The organism is Bradyrhizobium sp. 149 (genome assembly GCF_023073915.1).
In the GTDB taxonomy this organism is placed as follows: domain Bacteria; phylum Pseudomonadota; class Alphaproteobacteria; order Rhizobiales; family Xanthobacteraceae; genus Bradyrhizobium.
Map to the genome: position 1 here is coordinate 153,239 of NZ_JADPKK010000004.1, position 15,059 is coordinate 168,297.

Genomic DNA, 15,059 nt, shown 5'->3' on the forward strand with positions numbered 1-15,059 from the left:
AGTCCTCCGGGTTTGGATCATGCGGCAAGAAGCAGGATTTCGCGCACCTGCGCGGGGCCGTCGATCTTGCGCGGGTTGCGCGGGATCCAGTTCGTGCGCATCGCAGCTTCCGCAATGGCGTCGAAATGTTCCGGCGAGACGCGCACATCGGCGAGGCTGCGCGGCATGCCGAGCGAGCGGATGAAGGCATCGAGCACATCGGCCGCCTTGTGCCCGGGAAAGCCCATCGCGGCCGCGACGATCATCTGGCGCTCGGCATTGTCGCGCGCATTCCAGCGCATCACGGCCGGCAGCATGATGCAGGAGGTGTAGCCGTGCGGTACGTCGAAGGCCGCGCCCAGCACGTAACCGATGCCGTGGCTTGCCCCCATGGGCACGCCGGCGGCGAGCGCGCCCATCGACAGCCAGGTGCCGATCTGCGCATCCATCCGTGCGTCGAGGTCAGCAGGGTCTGCCTTCACCCGCGGCAGCGCGTCGGCGAGCATCGCGAGGCCCTTCACCGACTGCGCGTCGGCATAGGGGTGCGTCTCGCGCGAGCAGATCGCCTCCACGCAATGATCGATGGCGCGGACGCCGGTCGACAGGAACAGCCATTCCGGCGTGTGCACGGTGATGGCGGGATCGAGGATGGTCGCACGCGGGACGCTGAGCGGATGCCGCAGCATCTGTTTCACATGACTGGTGCGGTCGGTGACGCCGGCAATCGAGCTGAACTCACCGCCGGCGATCGTGGTCGGGACGCTGATCTGACGCACGGTCGGCGCTGTCATGTCCGGCGCGACGCCCTTGTGCACGCGGACACGCTCGATGCCGTCGACATCGTCGATGCCGTGGGCGAGGCAGAGCTGCACCGCCTTGGCGCCATCGGTGATCGAGCCGCCGCCGACGGTGACGATCAGGTCGGCGCCGGCCTCGCGTGCCGCATTGGCGGCCGTGATCACCGCCTCACGCGGCGTGTGCGCCGGCATGGCGTCGAACAGGCCGACACAGCGCGCGCCCAGCGCCTCCCTGATCTTCGCGATTTCGTCGGTCTGCCGGTTGAGCGTGCCGGAGACCATCAGGAAGGCGCGCCGCGTCCCCAGCCGGTCCATCTGCGCGACCACGGCCTCGGCCGCGGGGTGGCCGAACACAACCTCCTCGATCGCGCCGTAGACGACACGTCCCTGGTGCACGCCTGTCCTCCCCGGACAATTCGTCCTGTTTTATTAGGGTAATCTAGCCGAGCCGGCTCCGCTCGTCATGTGCGAAGACGCTGACGCTCTCTCAGCTCGCCTCTCCCCGTTCTTGCGGGGAGAGGCGAACAAGCCCTGTCAACCCGCCATCCGGCCGGGGCATTCTTCCGAGCATTGCGCTTGCGGTGGTCTTGAAGAGTTCACGATTGAAATCCATCTTGTGGCGCCCGCGGGTACAGGCGTACCCTGCTATTTCTGCGGTTTTTATGCGAGGACCTGGGATGAGTGGACCGGACGAAAGCGAGCAGTTTGTCAAAAAGCACGATTTCGTTTCGCCTCGCCCTCGCGTGATCGTCGGGCTTCTCGCCGCGGCATTCGCCCTCGCAGGTTGCGGCCAGCCGAGCTCGCAAGCGGGCGCTCCGCCGCCGGCGCCGGTGACCGTTGCCCAGCCGATCAAGCGCACCGTCACCGATTGGGACGAATTCACCGGCCGCTTCGAGGCCACGGAGGAGGTGCAGGTCCGCCCCCGCGTCGGCGGCTTCGTCAATTCCGTCGAGTTCCAGGACGGCGCCATCGTGCATCAGGGCGATCTGCTGTACGTCATCGATCCGCGTCCGTTCGAGGCGGTGGCCGAGCAGGCGGACGGCCAGTTGTCCGATGCGCGCGCCAAGGTGGAGCTTGCCAAGCGCGAGCTCGACCGTGGCTTGAGCCTGGTCCAGACCAGCGCGGTCTCCGAGCAGGCGGTCGACCAGCGCCGCCAGGCCTTGCAGGCCGCTCACGCCGCGGAAACGCAGGCTGCAGGTGCGCTTAAGGCCGCCCGGCTCAATATCGAATTTACGCATGTGACCGCGCCGATCACCGGCCGCGTCAGCCGCCATCTCGTCAGCCCCGGCAATCTCGTGCAGGGCAGCGACAACGGCTCGTCGACGCTGCTGACCTCGATCGTGACGCTCGACCCGATCTACGTCTATTTCGACATGGATGAGGCGACCTTCATCAAATACAGCAAGCTGTGGTTCGAAGGCCGCCGCCCGAGCTCGCGCGATACCGCGAACCCGGTCCAGGTGACGCTGGCGGGCGAGACGAAGGCCTCGCGTGAGGGCACCGTCAATTTCCTCGACAACCGCCTCGATGTCTCGACCGGCACGCTGCGCAGCCGCGCCGTGGTCAAGAATACCGATCTCTCGATCCTGCCCGGCCAGTTCGGCCGTATCAGGCTGATCGGCAGCGCGCCTTATGAGGCCCTGCTGATTCCGGACGTCGCGGTCGCGACCGACCAATCGCGCAAGATCGTGTTCGTGGTGAAGCCGGACGACACCGTCGAGGCCCGTCCCGTGACGCTCGGGCCGCTCGATGACGGCCTGCGCGTGATCCGCGAGGGACTGAAGGCGGAGGACCGCGTCATCGTCAATGGCATCCAGCGCGCCCGTGTCGGCGCCAAGGTCGCCCCGCAGACTGCGCCAGCGCCGGCCGGTGGCAAGCCCGGTGACAAGTCATGAATCTCGGCCGCCTCTCCATCAACCAGCCCATCCTGGCGATGGTGCTGTCGATCGTGCTGCTGATCGTCGGGGCGCTGGCCTATACCACGCTGCCTGTCTCCGAATATCCGCAAGTGGTGCCGCCGACCGTCGTCGTCACCACGCAATATCCCGGCGCCTCCGCGCAGACCGTATCCGACACGGTCGCAGCTCCCATCGAGCAGGAGATCAATGGCGTCGAGGACATGCTGTATCTCTACAGCCAGGCAACCTCGAACGGCCAGCTCACCATCACTGTCACTTTCAAGCTCGGCACCGATCTCGACAAGGCTCAGGTGCTGGTGCAGAACCGCGTCGCGATCGCACAGCCGCGTTTGCCTGAAGAGGTTCAGCGCAACGGTGTCACCACGCGCAAGAACTCGCCCGACATCCTGATGGTCGTGTTCATGCTGTCGCCCGACGACACCTTCGACCAGCTCTACATCTCCAACTACGCATTGCTCCAGGTCCGCGACCAGCTGCTGCGGATCGACGGCGTCGGCGACATCCAGATCTTCGGCGCACGCGACTATTCGATGCGGCTTTGGCTCGACCCGGATAGAATCGCCAATCTGGGCCTGACCTCGGCCGAAGTGCTCGCCGCGATCCGTGCGCAAAACGTGCAGATCGCGGGCGGTCAGATCGCCGAACCGCCGATCTCCGACCGCGCCTTCCAGCCGAACCTCACCTTCACCGGCCGCCTGAAGGACCAGAAGCAGTTCGAGGACATCCTGATCAAGGCCGGCTCCGACGGCCGCACGGTGCGTCTGCGCGACGTCGCCCGTATCGAGCTCGGTGCGCTGGCCTACTCCACCAACAGCTTCCTGCTGCGCAAATCGGCGGTCGCCATGCTGGTGACGCAGCGGCCGGGATCGAACGCGCTCGCAACGGCAAAAAACATCTCGGACACGATGACGAAGCTCAAGGAGAGCTTTCCGAAGGGGCTCGACTTCAATATCGGCTACAACCCGACCGAGTTCATTGCGCAGTCCGTCCACGAGCTGATCAAGACCATCTACGAGGCCATGCTGCTCGTGGTCGTCGTGGTGCTGGTGTTCCTGCAAGGATGGCGGCCTGCGATCATTCCGATCATCGCGATCCCGGTTTCGCTGGTCGGCACCTTCGCGGTGATGGCAGCGCTCGGCTTCTCCATCAACAATCTCACGCTGTTCGGTCTCGTTCTCGCCGTCGGCATCGTGGTCGACGACGCTATCGTGGTGGTCGAGAATGTCGAGCGACATCTCGAGCACGGCATGAGCCGGCGCGACGCCGCGCTGAAGACCATGGAGGAGGTCGGCGGCGCACTGGTGTCGATCGCGCTTGTGCTCTGCGCGGTGTTCGTTCCGACTGCGTTTTTGGGCGGCATTTCCGGACAATTCTTTCAGCAATTCGCCGTCACCATTGCGGTCGCGACCGCAATCTCCTGCTTCTGCTCATTGACGCTGTCGCCGGCGCTGGCCTCGCTTCTCCTCGTCCCGCACGAGGAGAAGCGGCCGCCGGCGCGCTGGAATCTTGTCGCACGCGGCTGGAACGCTTTCACGGGCGTCTTTAACCGCGTGTTCGACCGTCTCGCGCATGGCTATGCCGGCCTCGCCAATTTGGTGATCCGGCATTCGGTGGTGATGATCCTGGTCTACGTCGTGCTGATCGGCAGCGCCGGCTGGCTGATCGCGACCACGTCGCAGGGCTTCATTCCGGCGCAGGATCGCGGCTACGTCATTATCTCCGTGCAATTGCCGGGCGCGGCCTCGCTGGCACGTACCACCGAGGTCGTGCGCGAGATCGAGCGGATATCGCTGGATACGCCCGGCATCGTCCGCGTCGCCGCTTTCGCCGGCTTCTCCGGCGCGACGCGCACGCAGGCCGGCAACGCGGCGGCGCTCTTCCCGGTGTTCGACGAGCCGGAGGCGCGGATGAAGAAGGGATTGTCTGCGAATGCCATCACGGTCGAGCTGCGCAAGCGTCTGGCCGCGATTCAGGGTGCCTTCATCATCGTCATTCCACCGCCGGCCGTACCCGGCATCGGCACCGGCGGCGGCTTCACCATCCGCATCCAGGACCGCCAGGGTCGCGGGCCTGAGCTGCTCGCCTCTGCCACCGACGAGCTCGTCGCTGCGGCGCGCAAATCGCCCTCGCTGCTCGCTCCCTCAGTGTTCTCGCCGTTCTCAGCCAACACGCCGCAGCTCTTCGTCGACATCGACCGCACCAAGGCGCAGAAGCTCGGCGTACCCATCGCCAACATCAACGACACGATCCAGTCCTATTTCGGATCGACCTACGTCAACGACTTCAACCTGTTCGGTCGCACCTACCACGTCACCGCGCAAGCCGATTTCCCGTTCCGCAAAGAGCCGAGCGACCTCTCGCGGCTGCGCACGCGCAACGCCTCCGGCGACATGGTGATGCTCGGCAGCGTGGTCGAGTTCAAGGACGTCTCCGGCCCCGACCGCGTCGCGCGCTACAATCTCTATGCGGCGTCCGAACTCCAGGGGGAGCCGGCGCCGGGCACCAGCTCGACCACCGCGCTCAACGCCATCAAGAAGCTCGCCGACGACACCTTGCCGAGCGGCTTCACCTTCGAGTGGACGGACCTGTCCTACCAGCAGATAACCGGCGGCAATGCGGGTCTCTACGTGTTCCCGATCTGCGTGCTGTTCGTCTATCTCGTGCTTGCTGCGCAATATGGCAGCTGGACCTTGCCGTTCGCGGTGATCCTGATCGTGCCGATGTGCCTGTTGGCGGCCACGATCGGCGTGCGCATCATGGGGCAGGACGTCAACATCCTCACCCAGATCGGCTTTGTCGTGCTGGTGGGATTGGCGGCGAAGAACGCGATCCTGATCGTCGAGTTCGCCCGCGACATCGAGAACGAAGGCAAGCCGCGGCTGGAAGCCGTGATCGAAGCCTGCCGCCTGCGCCTGCGGCCGATCCTGATGACGTCCTTCGCCTTCATCCTCGGCGTGCTGCCGCTGGTGATATCGTCCGGCTCGGGCTCGGAGATGCGACAGGCCGTCGGCGTCGCCGTGTTCTTCGGCATGATCGGCGTCACCCTGTTCGGGCTGTTGTTCACGCCGATCTTCTATGTCGTGGTGCGGAATCTCGCCGAGGGGCGGAACGAGGGGAAGCCGAAGGTCGCGGCGTAGTGCCTCCCCAACGTCGTCCTGGCTCTGCACTGCGCTAGTCCAGGACGACGGCATTTTTTGAGGCCTCGCGCCCATACTAACGTCCAACATGCAACGGATGGGCAGGGGCGGGGTTCTTCACTAGTATCCGCGCGATTTCAAAACAGAAAACTGCTGGGAGCTAACCTATGAAATCGGTACTTTTGGCCGCTGTCGCAACGTCGGCTTTGCTGCTGGCCGCGCCGGCCTTTGCGCAAGGCGTCAAGATCGGCATCCTCAACGACCAGTCCGGCGTCTACGCCGATTACGGCGGCAAATGGTCCGTCGAGGCAGCCCGGATGGCGATCGAGGATTTTGGCGGCGAGGTGCTCGGCCAGAAGATCGAGCTCGTCACCGCCGACCACCAGAACAAGCCGGATCTCGCGACCTCGATCGCGCGGCGCTGGTACGACGTCGAGAACGTCGACATGATCACCGAGCTGACGACCTCATCAGTCGCGCTCGCGATCCACGAGCTCTCCAAGGAAAAGAAGAAGATCGACATCGTCGTTGGCGCCGCGACCTCGCGCCTCACCGGCGATGCCTGCCAGCCCTATGGTTTCCACTGGGCCTATGACACCCGCGCGCTCGGTGTTGGCACCGGCGGCTCGCTGACCAAGGCGGGCGGCGACACCTGGTTCTTCCTCACCGCGGACTACGCCTTCGGCTACGCCCTGGAGAAGGACACCAGCGAGATCGTCACCGCCAATGGCGGCAAGGTGCTCGGTTCGGTGCGCGTGCCGCTCAACTCTTCGGACTTCTCCTCCTTCCTGCTCCAGGCGCAGAGCTCGAAGGCGAAGATCGTCGGCCTTGCCAATGCCGGCCTCGATACCACCAACTCGATCAAGCAGGCATCCGAGTTCGGCATCGTCGCCAGTGGCCAGAAGCTCGCGGGCCTCTTGATGACGCTCGCCGAAGTGAACGGCCTCGGCCTCCAGGCCGCGCAAGGCCTGGTGCTGACCGAGGGCTATTACTGGGATATCAACGACCGTACGCGCAACCTCGGCGAACGGTTTCTCAAGCGCACCGGACGGATGCCGAACATGATCCAGGCCGGCACCTATTCGGCGACGCTGAGTTATCTCAAGGCGGTCAAGGCCGCCGGCACCAAGGATCCGGATGCGGTCGCCAAGAAGCTGAAGGAGCTGCCGGTCGACGACGATTTCGCGCAAGGCGGCAAGGTGCTCGAGAACGGCCGCATGATCCACGACATGTATCTATTCGAGGTCAAGAAGCCCTCGGAATCGAAGAAGCCCTGGGACTATTACAAGCAGCTCGCGGTCGTTCCCGGCGACAAGGCGTTCTTCACGGCCAAGGACAGCGGCTGCCCGCTGACCAAGTAGGCTTCTCATGTCCGGGACGCGGTGCAGCGCTTCTTGGCGGTGCACCGCTGAACCGGAACGCGGAGCGCGCGTGACATCGTGCCTTGCTACACCAGCCGCAGCACCAACGCTCCCAGCGCCCCCGCCCACAGCGCGATGGCGGCGATGCCTTGAATCGCGAAACCCGGACCGCGCTTGGCCGTCGCTTTGGAATAGCCGATGAAATAGACAATGCGGCCGATGATCCAGACCGTGCCGATCCCGGCTGCGATGGCGTCGCCGACATAGACCGCGAACAGCCAGAGCGCTGGCAGGAAGATGGGCATCCATTCCAGTGTGTTCATCTGAATGCGGAAGGCGCGCTCGAAGTCCGGATGGCCAGTCATTGCCGGCACCTTCACGCCGGTTCTGGTGCGCGAGCGTGACACGTTCATGGCTGTGAAGAAGTAGAACAGGATCGCCAGCAGCGTGACGAGAGCGGTGAGGTGATACATCGGCAGTCCCTTTGAAGAGGTCCCGGTTCAATAGCCGGTCAGCTCGAGATAGCCAACGCCGTCATGCGTGCCGGCAAAGCTGATCGGTCCTTCCCAATAGGAAAAACCGGTCCCCATCCACGCCTTGGGATTGAGCGGCTTGCACAGGATCGAGAACGACCGCGAGGGGATCGCGATCTGCCATTCCACCGGCAGCTTGTGTCCCGCGACCTCAGCGGTTGCCCGCGGACTCATCTGGATGTCGTTGCCCGTAATCATCTGCGTCTCGCCAGCGGCGGTGATCCAGTTGCCGAATGGATAATCTCTGCCGTCCTTCTGCCGCAGCCGGTACAGCATCAGCTTGTCACCGGACGCGAGATGCAGCGACAGCCAGTCCCAGCCGGTCTGGTCGGTGTCGAGCGGCTGGCTGCTCCATTCGCGGTCCATCCAGGCTTGGCCGGAAACCTCCACCGGCCTGTCGTCGATGGTGAGCGTGCCGCGGGCGCGATAGAACGGCTGGCTGTAATAGTAGGAGGCCTGCCCGCGCTCCGACTTGCGGCTGTAGCCGCCATCGCCCTGCAAAACCAATGGACGATCGGCCTCCAGCGTCAGCGCGTAGCTGAAGTCGGTGCCCGAGGCCTTCAGCGTCAGTGGGGCCAAAGCGCGATCGTCGGTGCGCTCGGATCCGTTCATCTCCCAGTCGTCGATCCAGGCTGCGAACGGTTTCGCGGTGAGGCCGGCCTGCCCTACACCGCCGCGTGAAAACAGCTCGTTGAAGCGATGAGTGTCGGCGCGCGTCACCGCGGCATGCGCCATCCACACCTGTTGATTGGCCCAGCCCTCGCCTTGCGGGCCCGGCTGTGTCGCCTGGCGGAATAGGGTCCATTGCAGGCCGCAAGCCGCGCCGTTGGCATCGACGAGGTTCGCCGTGAGATACCACCACTCGATACGAAACTCCGGATGCGGCCCGTGATCACTCGGGAAGGCGAACGTCTTCCCCGGCGTTACCTTCGCAAACCCATCGGCCGTCTCGCCGAGCCCGGCATAGCCTTGCGCGTCCGCGCGGCGGACAGCCGCGAGCGCGGCGATGCCGCCGGCGAAGGCACGCCGCGAGATCCCGTCAGCGCTCATTGGCAAACACCTTGACGAGGCTCGCCGGCTGCATTCGGGCCAGCCGGATCATCGGCAGCAGCGCGGCAAGCAACGAGGCGAACAGCGCGACTGCGACCAACTCGACCAGTTGCAACGGAAACACGTGGAAAGGCAGCCGCCAGCCGAACGCCTTCACATTGACGATTGCGATCAGGCACCACGCCACCAGCAGCCCGAGCGGCACGGCCAACAGCGACGTGAACAGCGCAACCGACAGCGTCTTGGTCAATTCGATCGCGGCAAGGCGCGGCCGCGTGATGCCGATCGCCCACAGTGGGGCGAGCTGCGGCAGGCGCGAGTTCGCCAATGTCAGCAAGCTGGTCAGAAGCGCAATTCCGGCGACGCCGAGCGTGAACGCGTTCAGTGCCGACGTCACCGCAAAGGTGCGGTTGAAAATGCGAATCGACTCCGCTTTCACCGTCGCCTGGTCGGCGACGCTGCGATCGTCGAGCGCAAACTGTTTCTGCAGCGCCGCGATCAGGCCGTGGATATTTTCCTTCGCAACGATGAGACCGATGCGCGTCTGCGGCGTCTGCGGGAACTGCCGGATCAGCGCCGCGACGTTCACGGCAAGCTGGCCCTTGGGGTTGCCGTAATCGGCATAGATACCGACGATATCGAGCTCCCAGGTCCCGCCCGGCGCGGGGACTTCGACGACATCGCCAACGCGGACGTTGAGGCGGCGGCTCAGCTGCTCGCTGATGAAGGCGGCATTGCCGGGTATGAGCTGGGTCCAGGCACGGGGCGCGGCTTCGAGCAGCGGCCAGCGCTCGCGATAGAGCGCGTGATCGGGCAGGCCGAGCAATTCCACCGGCTGGCCCTGCACCTGCGCCTCGGCACGTCCGCCCGACAGGATCGCCTGGACATCGCCGCGCTCCTTCAGCCAGTTGCGGATCGCGACGCCTTTCGCATTGTCGGAGGCGCTGATGTAGACGTCGGCGGCGAGCCGCCCGTTGAGCCAGCCGATGAAGGTGCGGCTGAACGTTTCCACCATGGTTGAGACGCCGACATTGACGGCGAGCGCGAGCAGGAGCGCCATCAGCGCCAGCGACAAACCCGAGAGCTGCTGCCGGCTGTCCGCCCAGAACCAGAGCGCGAGCGGCCTTCGCGCGAAACGCTGCCCGATGAGCAGGATGAGTTCGAGGAAGGCCGGCAGAATCAGCGCCGCGCCAAACATCAGTGCTGCCAGCACGCCAAAGCCCGCGATGAGCGATTGTCCGTACTGAAGCAGCAACAGCGCGACCGCGAACACGGCGCAGGCGGCCAGGCTTTGCAAGATCAGCCAGCGGCGCTGCCGCTGCTGCCAGGCGCGCCGCTGCGCGGTCGCCAGCACCGGCATCCTGACAGCCTTCATCAGGCTGGTCGCCGCGGCCACCAGCGCGCCGGCAATGCTGATGCCGATCCCGGCGAGCCACCATTCAGGTCGCAAGCTGAGCTGTCCCGGGATCTGCGCGCCATAGAGTCCACGCAGCGACGCCGCGACGTCGGGCAGGAGCGCGGCCGCAATGAAATAGCCGCAGGCAAGCCCGATCAGGCCTGCGATCAGCGCCAGCGCCACCAGCTCGATCACCAGCACCGTGTTGACCAGTCGCGCCGAGGCCCCGCAGGCCCGCAGCGTGCGCAGCATCGGCAGCCGCTGCTCGAAGGCGAGGCCGACGGCTGAATTGACGATGAAAAGACCGACGAAGAACGACAGCAGGCCGAACGCGGTGAGGTTGAGATGAAAGCTATCGGTGAGTCGCTCCAGCTCGGTCTCCGCATTCGGCTCGACCCGTTGCAGCTGGTCGCCGACGACACTCGCCAATGGCGCGGGCTTGCCCTTCGCTTTGCCGATCAGCAGCCGCGAGATCTGGTCCGGCTTGTTCAGCAGCTGCTGCGCCACGCCGATATCGACCACCAGCACGTCGGGCACGAGCTGCGGAAGTACGCGCAGCGGCGGCAGTTTTGCGCCGCTGCTGGTCGGCGGTGCCGCGCCCTCCTGCTCCTGCAAATCGGTCAGAGTTTCCCGTGCCACCAGCGTCTGGCCCGGTGGCGCGACGAAGCTGCTCAAATCGGCGGCGCCGAGGCGCGGTGCATTGCCGACATCGACCGGCAGCGTCACCGGCTCGATGCCGAGCAGCCGGACCGAGCGCCCGTTGACCTGGACCCGTCCCTCCAGCACCGGCGAGACCGGCCAGCCCGCACGCCGCAGCTTGACGAACAGGTCCTGCGGAAAGGTCGCGTTATCAGGCGCGACCAGCATCGGCGTGCGCGCGCCGCCGAAGGTTGCCGCGGCGCGGTCATAGGCGTTGCGGGCCTGCTGGTTGATTGCCTGCACGCCGCTCCACAATGCGGTCGCCGCGATCAGCCCGATCAGGAGCGTCGCGAACTGCATCTTGTGGCGCCGCCAATGGCTGAGCAACACGGCGAGGACCCACAGCGCGCGCCTCATGCGATGCGCCCCGCGTGCAAGTTGACGTGGCGATCGAGCGTCGCGGCCAGGTGCAGGCTGTGCGTCACCATCAGGAAGCCACAGCCGGTGCGCCTGACGAGGTCACGCGTCAGGGCCAGCACGTCCTCGGCGGTGGCCTCGTCGAGATTGCCTGTCGGCTCGTCCGCCAGCAGCAAAGATGGCTTTGTCGCCAGAGCCCGGCCGATCGCGACGCGTTGCTGTTGTCCGCCTGATAATTGTTCTGGATAACGCTTGAGCAGGCTGCCGAGCCCGAGCCGCTCGATCAGCTCTTTATACCAAGCTGTGTCGTAGCGGCCGGCGATCCGCGCCTGAAACATCAGATTATCCGCGACCGACAGGCTCGGGATCAGGTTGAACTGCTGAAACACCAGGCCGATGCGGTCGCGCCGCAGGCTCGCGCGCCCCGCATCAGACAGCTTGGTGACCTCGGTGTCCTCCAGTCGGATCGTGCCGCCATCGGCGGCATCGAGCCCTGCGATCAGGTGCAACAGCGTGCTCTTGCCGCTGCCGGACTCGCCGGTCAGTGCGACGCGTTCGCCGGCCTTGAGGTCGAGGTCGACGCCGCGCAGCACATGGACCGGTTCACCGGCCGAAGAGAACGTCTTGGAGAGGTTTCGGATGCTCAGCACGATGGATGGCGCCGGACGGAATTAGCGGAATTGCTGCGTAGCACACTTGCTGCGGAAATGCCGGGTTGCGTTGGTCTCGAAGCCGTTGTTAGCTCCCAAGATGGCCAAATCAAAAAAGTGCCAAAAAGGACGACGGGGAGAATGATGAGCGCTCAGGGAACGGGGCCCGCGGCGGGCAAGATGACAGGGACGTCCAAGGAAACGTCCGCGGAAACGCCAAAGGGTGCCTGGACCGTCACATTTCTCCTGTTCCTTTTCATGCTGGTGAACTTCGCCGACAAGATCGTCGTCGGTCTCGCCGGCGTTCCGATCATGACCGAGCTGAAGCTCGAGCCGGAGCAGTTCGGTCTGCTCGGCTCGTCGTTCTTCTTCCTGTTCTCGATCTCGGCTATCGTGGTCGGCTTCATCGTCAACAAGGTGCCGACCCGTTGGGTGCTGTTGACGCTCGCGGTGATCTGGGCGCTGACGCAGTTTCCGATGGTCGGCACCGTTTCTTTCACCACGCTCCTGATCTGCCGCATCGTGCTCGGCGCCGGCGAAGGCCCGGCGGCCGCGGTGGCGATGCACGCGATCTACAAATGGTTCCCCGACGAGAAGCGCACGATGCCGACCGCGATCCTGTCGCAGGGTTCGGCCTTTGGTGTCATCCTGGCGGTCCCAGCGCTGAACTGGGTCATCGTCAATCATTCCTGGCATTATGCGTTCGGCGCCCTCGGAATCGTCGGCCTGATCTGGGTAGCCGCGTGGCTCACACTCGGCAAGGAAGGCCCGCTCGACACCCACGCATCGGCCGTGATCGAACCGAAAATACCCTATCTCCAACTCCTGACATCGCGCACCTTCATTGGCTGTGTGACCGCGACCTTCGGCGCCTATTGGGCGCTGTCGCTCGGGCTCACCTGGTTCACGCCCTTCATCGTCAAGGGCCTCGGCTTCTCGCAGTCTCAGGCGGGCTTCGTCTCGATCCTGCCCTGGGTGTTCGGGGCAACCATCGTCATTCTTACGGGCTGGATCTCGCAGGTGATGTTGGCGCGCGGCTACACGTCGCGGATCTCCCGCGGCGTGCTCGGCTCGGTGCCGCTGATCGTCGGCGGCCTGATCCTCGCGATGATGCCGCAAGTCCAAGGCGCGGGCCTCCAGATCGCCCTGCTCGTGGTCGGCTCCGGCCTGTGCGGCGCGATCTACGTCGTCTGCCCGCCCATGCTCGGCGAGTTCACGCCAACGTCGCAGCGTGGTGCGATTCTCGCGATCTACGGTGCGCTCTATACGCTTTCGGGCATCATCGCGCCGCTCGTGATGGGCAGCGTGATCCAGCGTGCCGGCAGCATGCTCGACGGCTACCTGACCGGCTTCACCATCAACGCCGCGATCATGGTCGGCTCCGGTCTGCTCGGGCTGCTTCTGCTTTGGCCGAACACGGAAAAGGCCAGGCTGACCGGTGGTGCTGCTCCCCAGGCCGCGCCGCTGAAGAGCGCGGTGTCGCCGACGTAAGGGGCCGACCTCCGCGAATCCAATCAACAACCGGCGTCCCGTGCCTGATGCGCCATTGCGCTTCAGGCACGGGACCACGACTAGGTTTGGGGCCGCGGCTTCCGCTCCGTGAACGGCGACAGCACCACCGTGGCGACCATGAAGATCACGGACGCCCCGAACACCCAATGCGGCGCGCTCTGGTCCATGATCCAGCCGAACAGCAGCGGGCTGACGATGCCGCCGAGATTGAAGCCGGTGGAGACGATGCCGAAGGCGCGGCCGGCCGCGCCGGGAGGCGCTGCATTGCGCACCAGCATGTCGCGCGAGGGCGCGATCACGCCGGAGAGGAATCCCGCGCTCGCCATCGTGGCGGTCAGCGCCCATCCCGGCAGCGTGACCAGCGCGATCAGCAGCACGATCGCCGCGTTCGCGGCAAAGCAGGCGGCGGCGACATAGCCGTGGCGCTCGGTATGGTCGGCAAGGAAGCCGCCCGCGAGCACGCCGGCGGCGCTTGCGCCGAGGAACGCGGTAAGCGCGACATTGGCCGCGGAATAGGTCACGCCATAGCCACTCATCAGCGCCACCACGCCGAAATTATTGATGCCCGCGACCGACAGGCTGAGCAGCATGAACAGCGCCGTCAGCGTGATCAGCGCCGGCGTGATCACGGCCTGTTTGGGTGCGTTCTCGTTGCCCGGCTTCGTCTTGTGCGCGCCGGCATCGGGAATGTTCATGGTCACCAGCAACAGCGCGACCAGAACGCCGATCGCGCCCGATGCGATCAGCGCACCGGCGCCGCCGGACAGAGTGACCAGCGCGGCGACGATTGCGGGTGCGACCGCGCCGCCAAAATAGCCGGCAAAAGTGTGGATCGAGAAGGCGCGGCCCATCCGCGCTTCGTCCATGTGTTCGGCGAGGATGGCGTAATCGGCGGGATGGTAGACGCTGTTGGCGAGCCCGAGCAGCACGGCGCAGGCGATCAGCGAGGTGTAGCTCAGGTGCAGGCCGAGCAGGATCAGCGCGAAGCCGCCGAGGGTGAGGCCGCCCAGCAAAATCTTTCGCGCGCCAAAATGATCGACGAGATAGCCGGTTGGCGCCTGCGTCAGCCCCGATATCACGGCGGACACGGTCAGCGCGAAGCCGAGTTCGATATAGCCGACGCCGAGTTGATTCTTGAGGAACGGAAACAGCATCGGCAGGACCAGCAGATGGAAATGGCTGACCCAATGCGCGATCGAAATTCCCGTCAGCGTGCGCAGCGCACTGTCGGCCTTGCCTTGCTGCGGTGCGGCGAGAACGTCGACCATTGCAGTTCCGTTTCCTCCCCGAGGGAGCGCAAATTATCGGGGAGAGCGGTTATTTGTCCATGAACGCAAGCGCATGGCAGTAGCGCGGGCAAGGCGATTCCCCTCGCGTCGTTCTGGCTTTCGCCTGGTCAAGACGACGGCAGAGATGAGGAGCGAGGCCGATGAAAACGCGCGCCGCTTGCCGCTACTCACACCGGCTCGTCATCCGGGCCGTAGCGGTCACGCTTCGGTGTCGCGATGTCGCCGTCTTCGTAATCGTCCTCAGTGTCAGGCGGAGGCGGCGGCTTCTTCGCCTTGTCTTCCGCTTGCTTGTCGTTCGCAATTTTGGGCGGCTCGCTCGGCTTGCCGATCTTGGCCATGGCTGGTCCCGGGATGGTGATGCTGCACCCGATCCTATCCGG

Annotated in this window: 11 protein-coding genes; 4 read left to right on the plus strand and 7 right to left on the minus strand. The window is 65.1% G+C overall.

What is annotated here, in order from left to right; translation table 11 throughout:
* Positions 1-17: 17 nt before the first annotated feature.
* A complete protein-coding gene (locus IVA88_RS01005; protein WP_247495436.1) occupies positions 18-1,172 on the minus strand; it encodes an iron-containing alcohol dehydrogenase in 1,155 nt (384 codons plus the stop codon).
* Between the two features lie 281 nt (positions 1,173-1,453).
* Here IVA88_RS01005 and IVA88_RS01010 point away from each other — a divergent pair, with 281 nt between their 5' ends.
* From IVA88_RS01010 to IVA88_RS01020, 3 genes are all read left to right on the plus strand, one after another.
* Positions 1,454-2,671, plus strand: coding sequence for an efflux RND transporter periplasmic adaptor subunit (locus IVA88_RS01010; RefSeq protein WP_247495437.1), 1,218 nt, complete (start codon positions 1,454-1,456; stop codon positions 2,669-2,671).
* Positions 2,668-5,832, plus strand: a complete 3,165-nt coding sequence (locus IVA88_RS01015; protein WP_247495438.1) for a multidrug efflux RND transporter permease subunit — start codon at positions 2,668-2,670, stop codon at positions 5,830-5,832. The genes IVA88_RS01010 and IVA88_RS01015 overlap by 4 nt, the downstream gene beginning before the upstream one ends.
* Positions 5,833-5,999: 167 nt before the next feature.
* A complete protein-coding gene (locus tag IVA88_RS01020; protein ID WP_247495439.1) occupies positions 6,000-7,193 on the plus strand; it encodes an ABC transporter substrate-binding protein in 1,194 nt (397 codons plus the stop codon).
* 86 nt (positions 7,194-7,279) lie between these two features.
* On the opposite strand, the gene IVA88_RS01025 is transcribed toward IVA88_RS01020, so the two are convergent.
* Genes IVA88_RS01025 through IVA88_RS01040 form a run of 4 tightly spaced genes read right to left on the minus strand, consistent with a single transcriptional unit; the run spans position 7,280 to position 11,878 of the window.
* Positions 7,280-7,666: an MAPEG family protein gene (locus IVA88_RS01025; RefSeq protein ID WP_247495440.1), complete on the minus strand. Its 387-nt coding sequence runs from the start codon at positions 7,664-7,666 to the stop codon at positions 7,280-7,282.
* A 27-nt stretch (positions 7,667-7,693) separates the two neighbouring features.
* Positions 7,694-8,776, minus strand: coding sequence for a lipocalin-like domain-containing protein (locus tag IVA88_RS01030; protein ID WP_247495441.1), 1,083 nt, complete (start codon positions 8,774-8,776; stop codon positions 7,694-7,696).
* Positions 8,766-11,228 carry an ABC transporter permease gene (locus tag IVA88_RS01035; RefSeq protein WP_247495442.1) on the minus strand — a complete coding sequence of 821 codons (2,463 nt, stop codon included), beginning with the start codon at positions 11,226-11,228 and terminating at the stop codon, positions 8,766-8,768. Before IVA88_RS01035 ends, IVA88_RS01030 begins: the two co-directional genes overlap by 11 nt.
* The gene (locus IVA88_RS01040; protein WP_247495443.1) at positions 11,225-11,878 is read right to left on the minus strand and encodes an ABC transporter ATP-binding protein; all 654 of its coding nucleotides are present in this window, start codon (positions 11,876-11,878) and stop codon (positions 11,225-11,227) included. The genes IVA88_RS01035 and IVA88_RS01040 overlap by 4 nt, the downstream gene beginning before the upstream one ends.
* Before the next feature lie 180 nt (positions 11,879-12,058).
* Here IVA88_RS01040 and IVA88_RS01045 point away from each other — a divergent pair, with 180 nt between their 5' ends.
* Positions 12,059-13,369, plus strand: a complete 1,311-nt coding sequence (locus IVA88_RS01045) for an MFS transporter (protein ID WP_247495444.1) — start codon at positions 12,059-12,061, stop codon at positions 13,367-13,369.
* A gap of 80 nt (positions 13,370-13,449) precedes the next feature.
* Here the strand turns inward: IVA88_RS01045 and IVA88_RS01050 are convergent, their stop codons facing one another.
* The gene (locus tag IVA88_RS01050; protein ID WP_247495445.1) at positions 13,450-14,658 is read right to left on the minus strand and encodes an MFS transporter; all 1,209 of its coding nucleotides are present in this window, start codon (positions 14,656-14,658) and stop codon (positions 13,450-13,452) included.
* Between the two features lie 188 nt (positions 14,659-14,846).
* Complete coding sequence (locus tag IVA88_RS01055; RefSeq protein ID WP_247495446.1) at positions 14,847-15,017, minus strand: hypothetical protein; 171 nt, start codon at positions 15,015-15,017, stop codon at positions 14,847-14,849.
* Between the last annotated feature and the right edge of the window lie 42 nt (positions 15,018-15,059).

Excerpts from the sequence above, each read along its gene's own strand:
- IVA88_RS01010 (WP_247495437.1), top strand. The coding sequence starts at position 1,454 with ATGAGTGGACCGGACGAAAGCGAGCAGTTTGTCAAAAAGCACGATTTC.
- IVA88_RS01015 (WP_247495438.1), top strand. The coding sequence starts at position 2,668 with ATGAATCTCGGCCGCCTCTCCATCAACCAGCCCATCCTGGCGATGGTG.
- IVA88_RS01020 (WP_247495439.1), top strand. The coding sequence starts at position 6,000 with ATGAAATCGGTACTTTTGGCCGCTGTCGCAACGTCGGCTTTGCTGCTG.
- IVA88_RS01025 (WP_247495440.1), bottom strand. The coding sequence starts at position 7,666 with ATGTATCACCTCACCGCTCTCGTCACGCTGCTGGCGATCCTGTTCTAC.
- IVA88_RS01030 (WP_247495441.1), bottom strand. The coding sequence starts at position 8,776 with ATGAGCGCTGACGGGATCTCGCGGCGTGCCTTCGCCGGCGGCATCGCC.
- IVA88_RS01035 (WP_247495442.1), bottom strand. The coding sequence starts at position 11,228 with ATGAGGCGCGCGCTGTGGGTCCTCGCCGTGTTGCTCAGCCATTGGCGG.
- IVA88_RS01045 (WP_247495444.1), top strand. The coding sequence starts at position 12,059 with ATGACAGGGACGTCCAAGGAAACGTCCGCGGAAACGCCAAAGGGTGCC.
- IVA88_RS01050 (WP_247495445.1), bottom strand. The coding sequence starts at position 14,658 with ATGGTCGACGTTCTCGCCGCACCGCAGCAAGGCAAGGCCGACAGTGCG.
- IVA88_RS01055 (WP_247495446.1), bottom strand. The coding sequence starts at position 15,017 with ATGGCCAAGATCGGCAAGCCGAGCGAGCCGCCCAAAATTGCGAACGAC.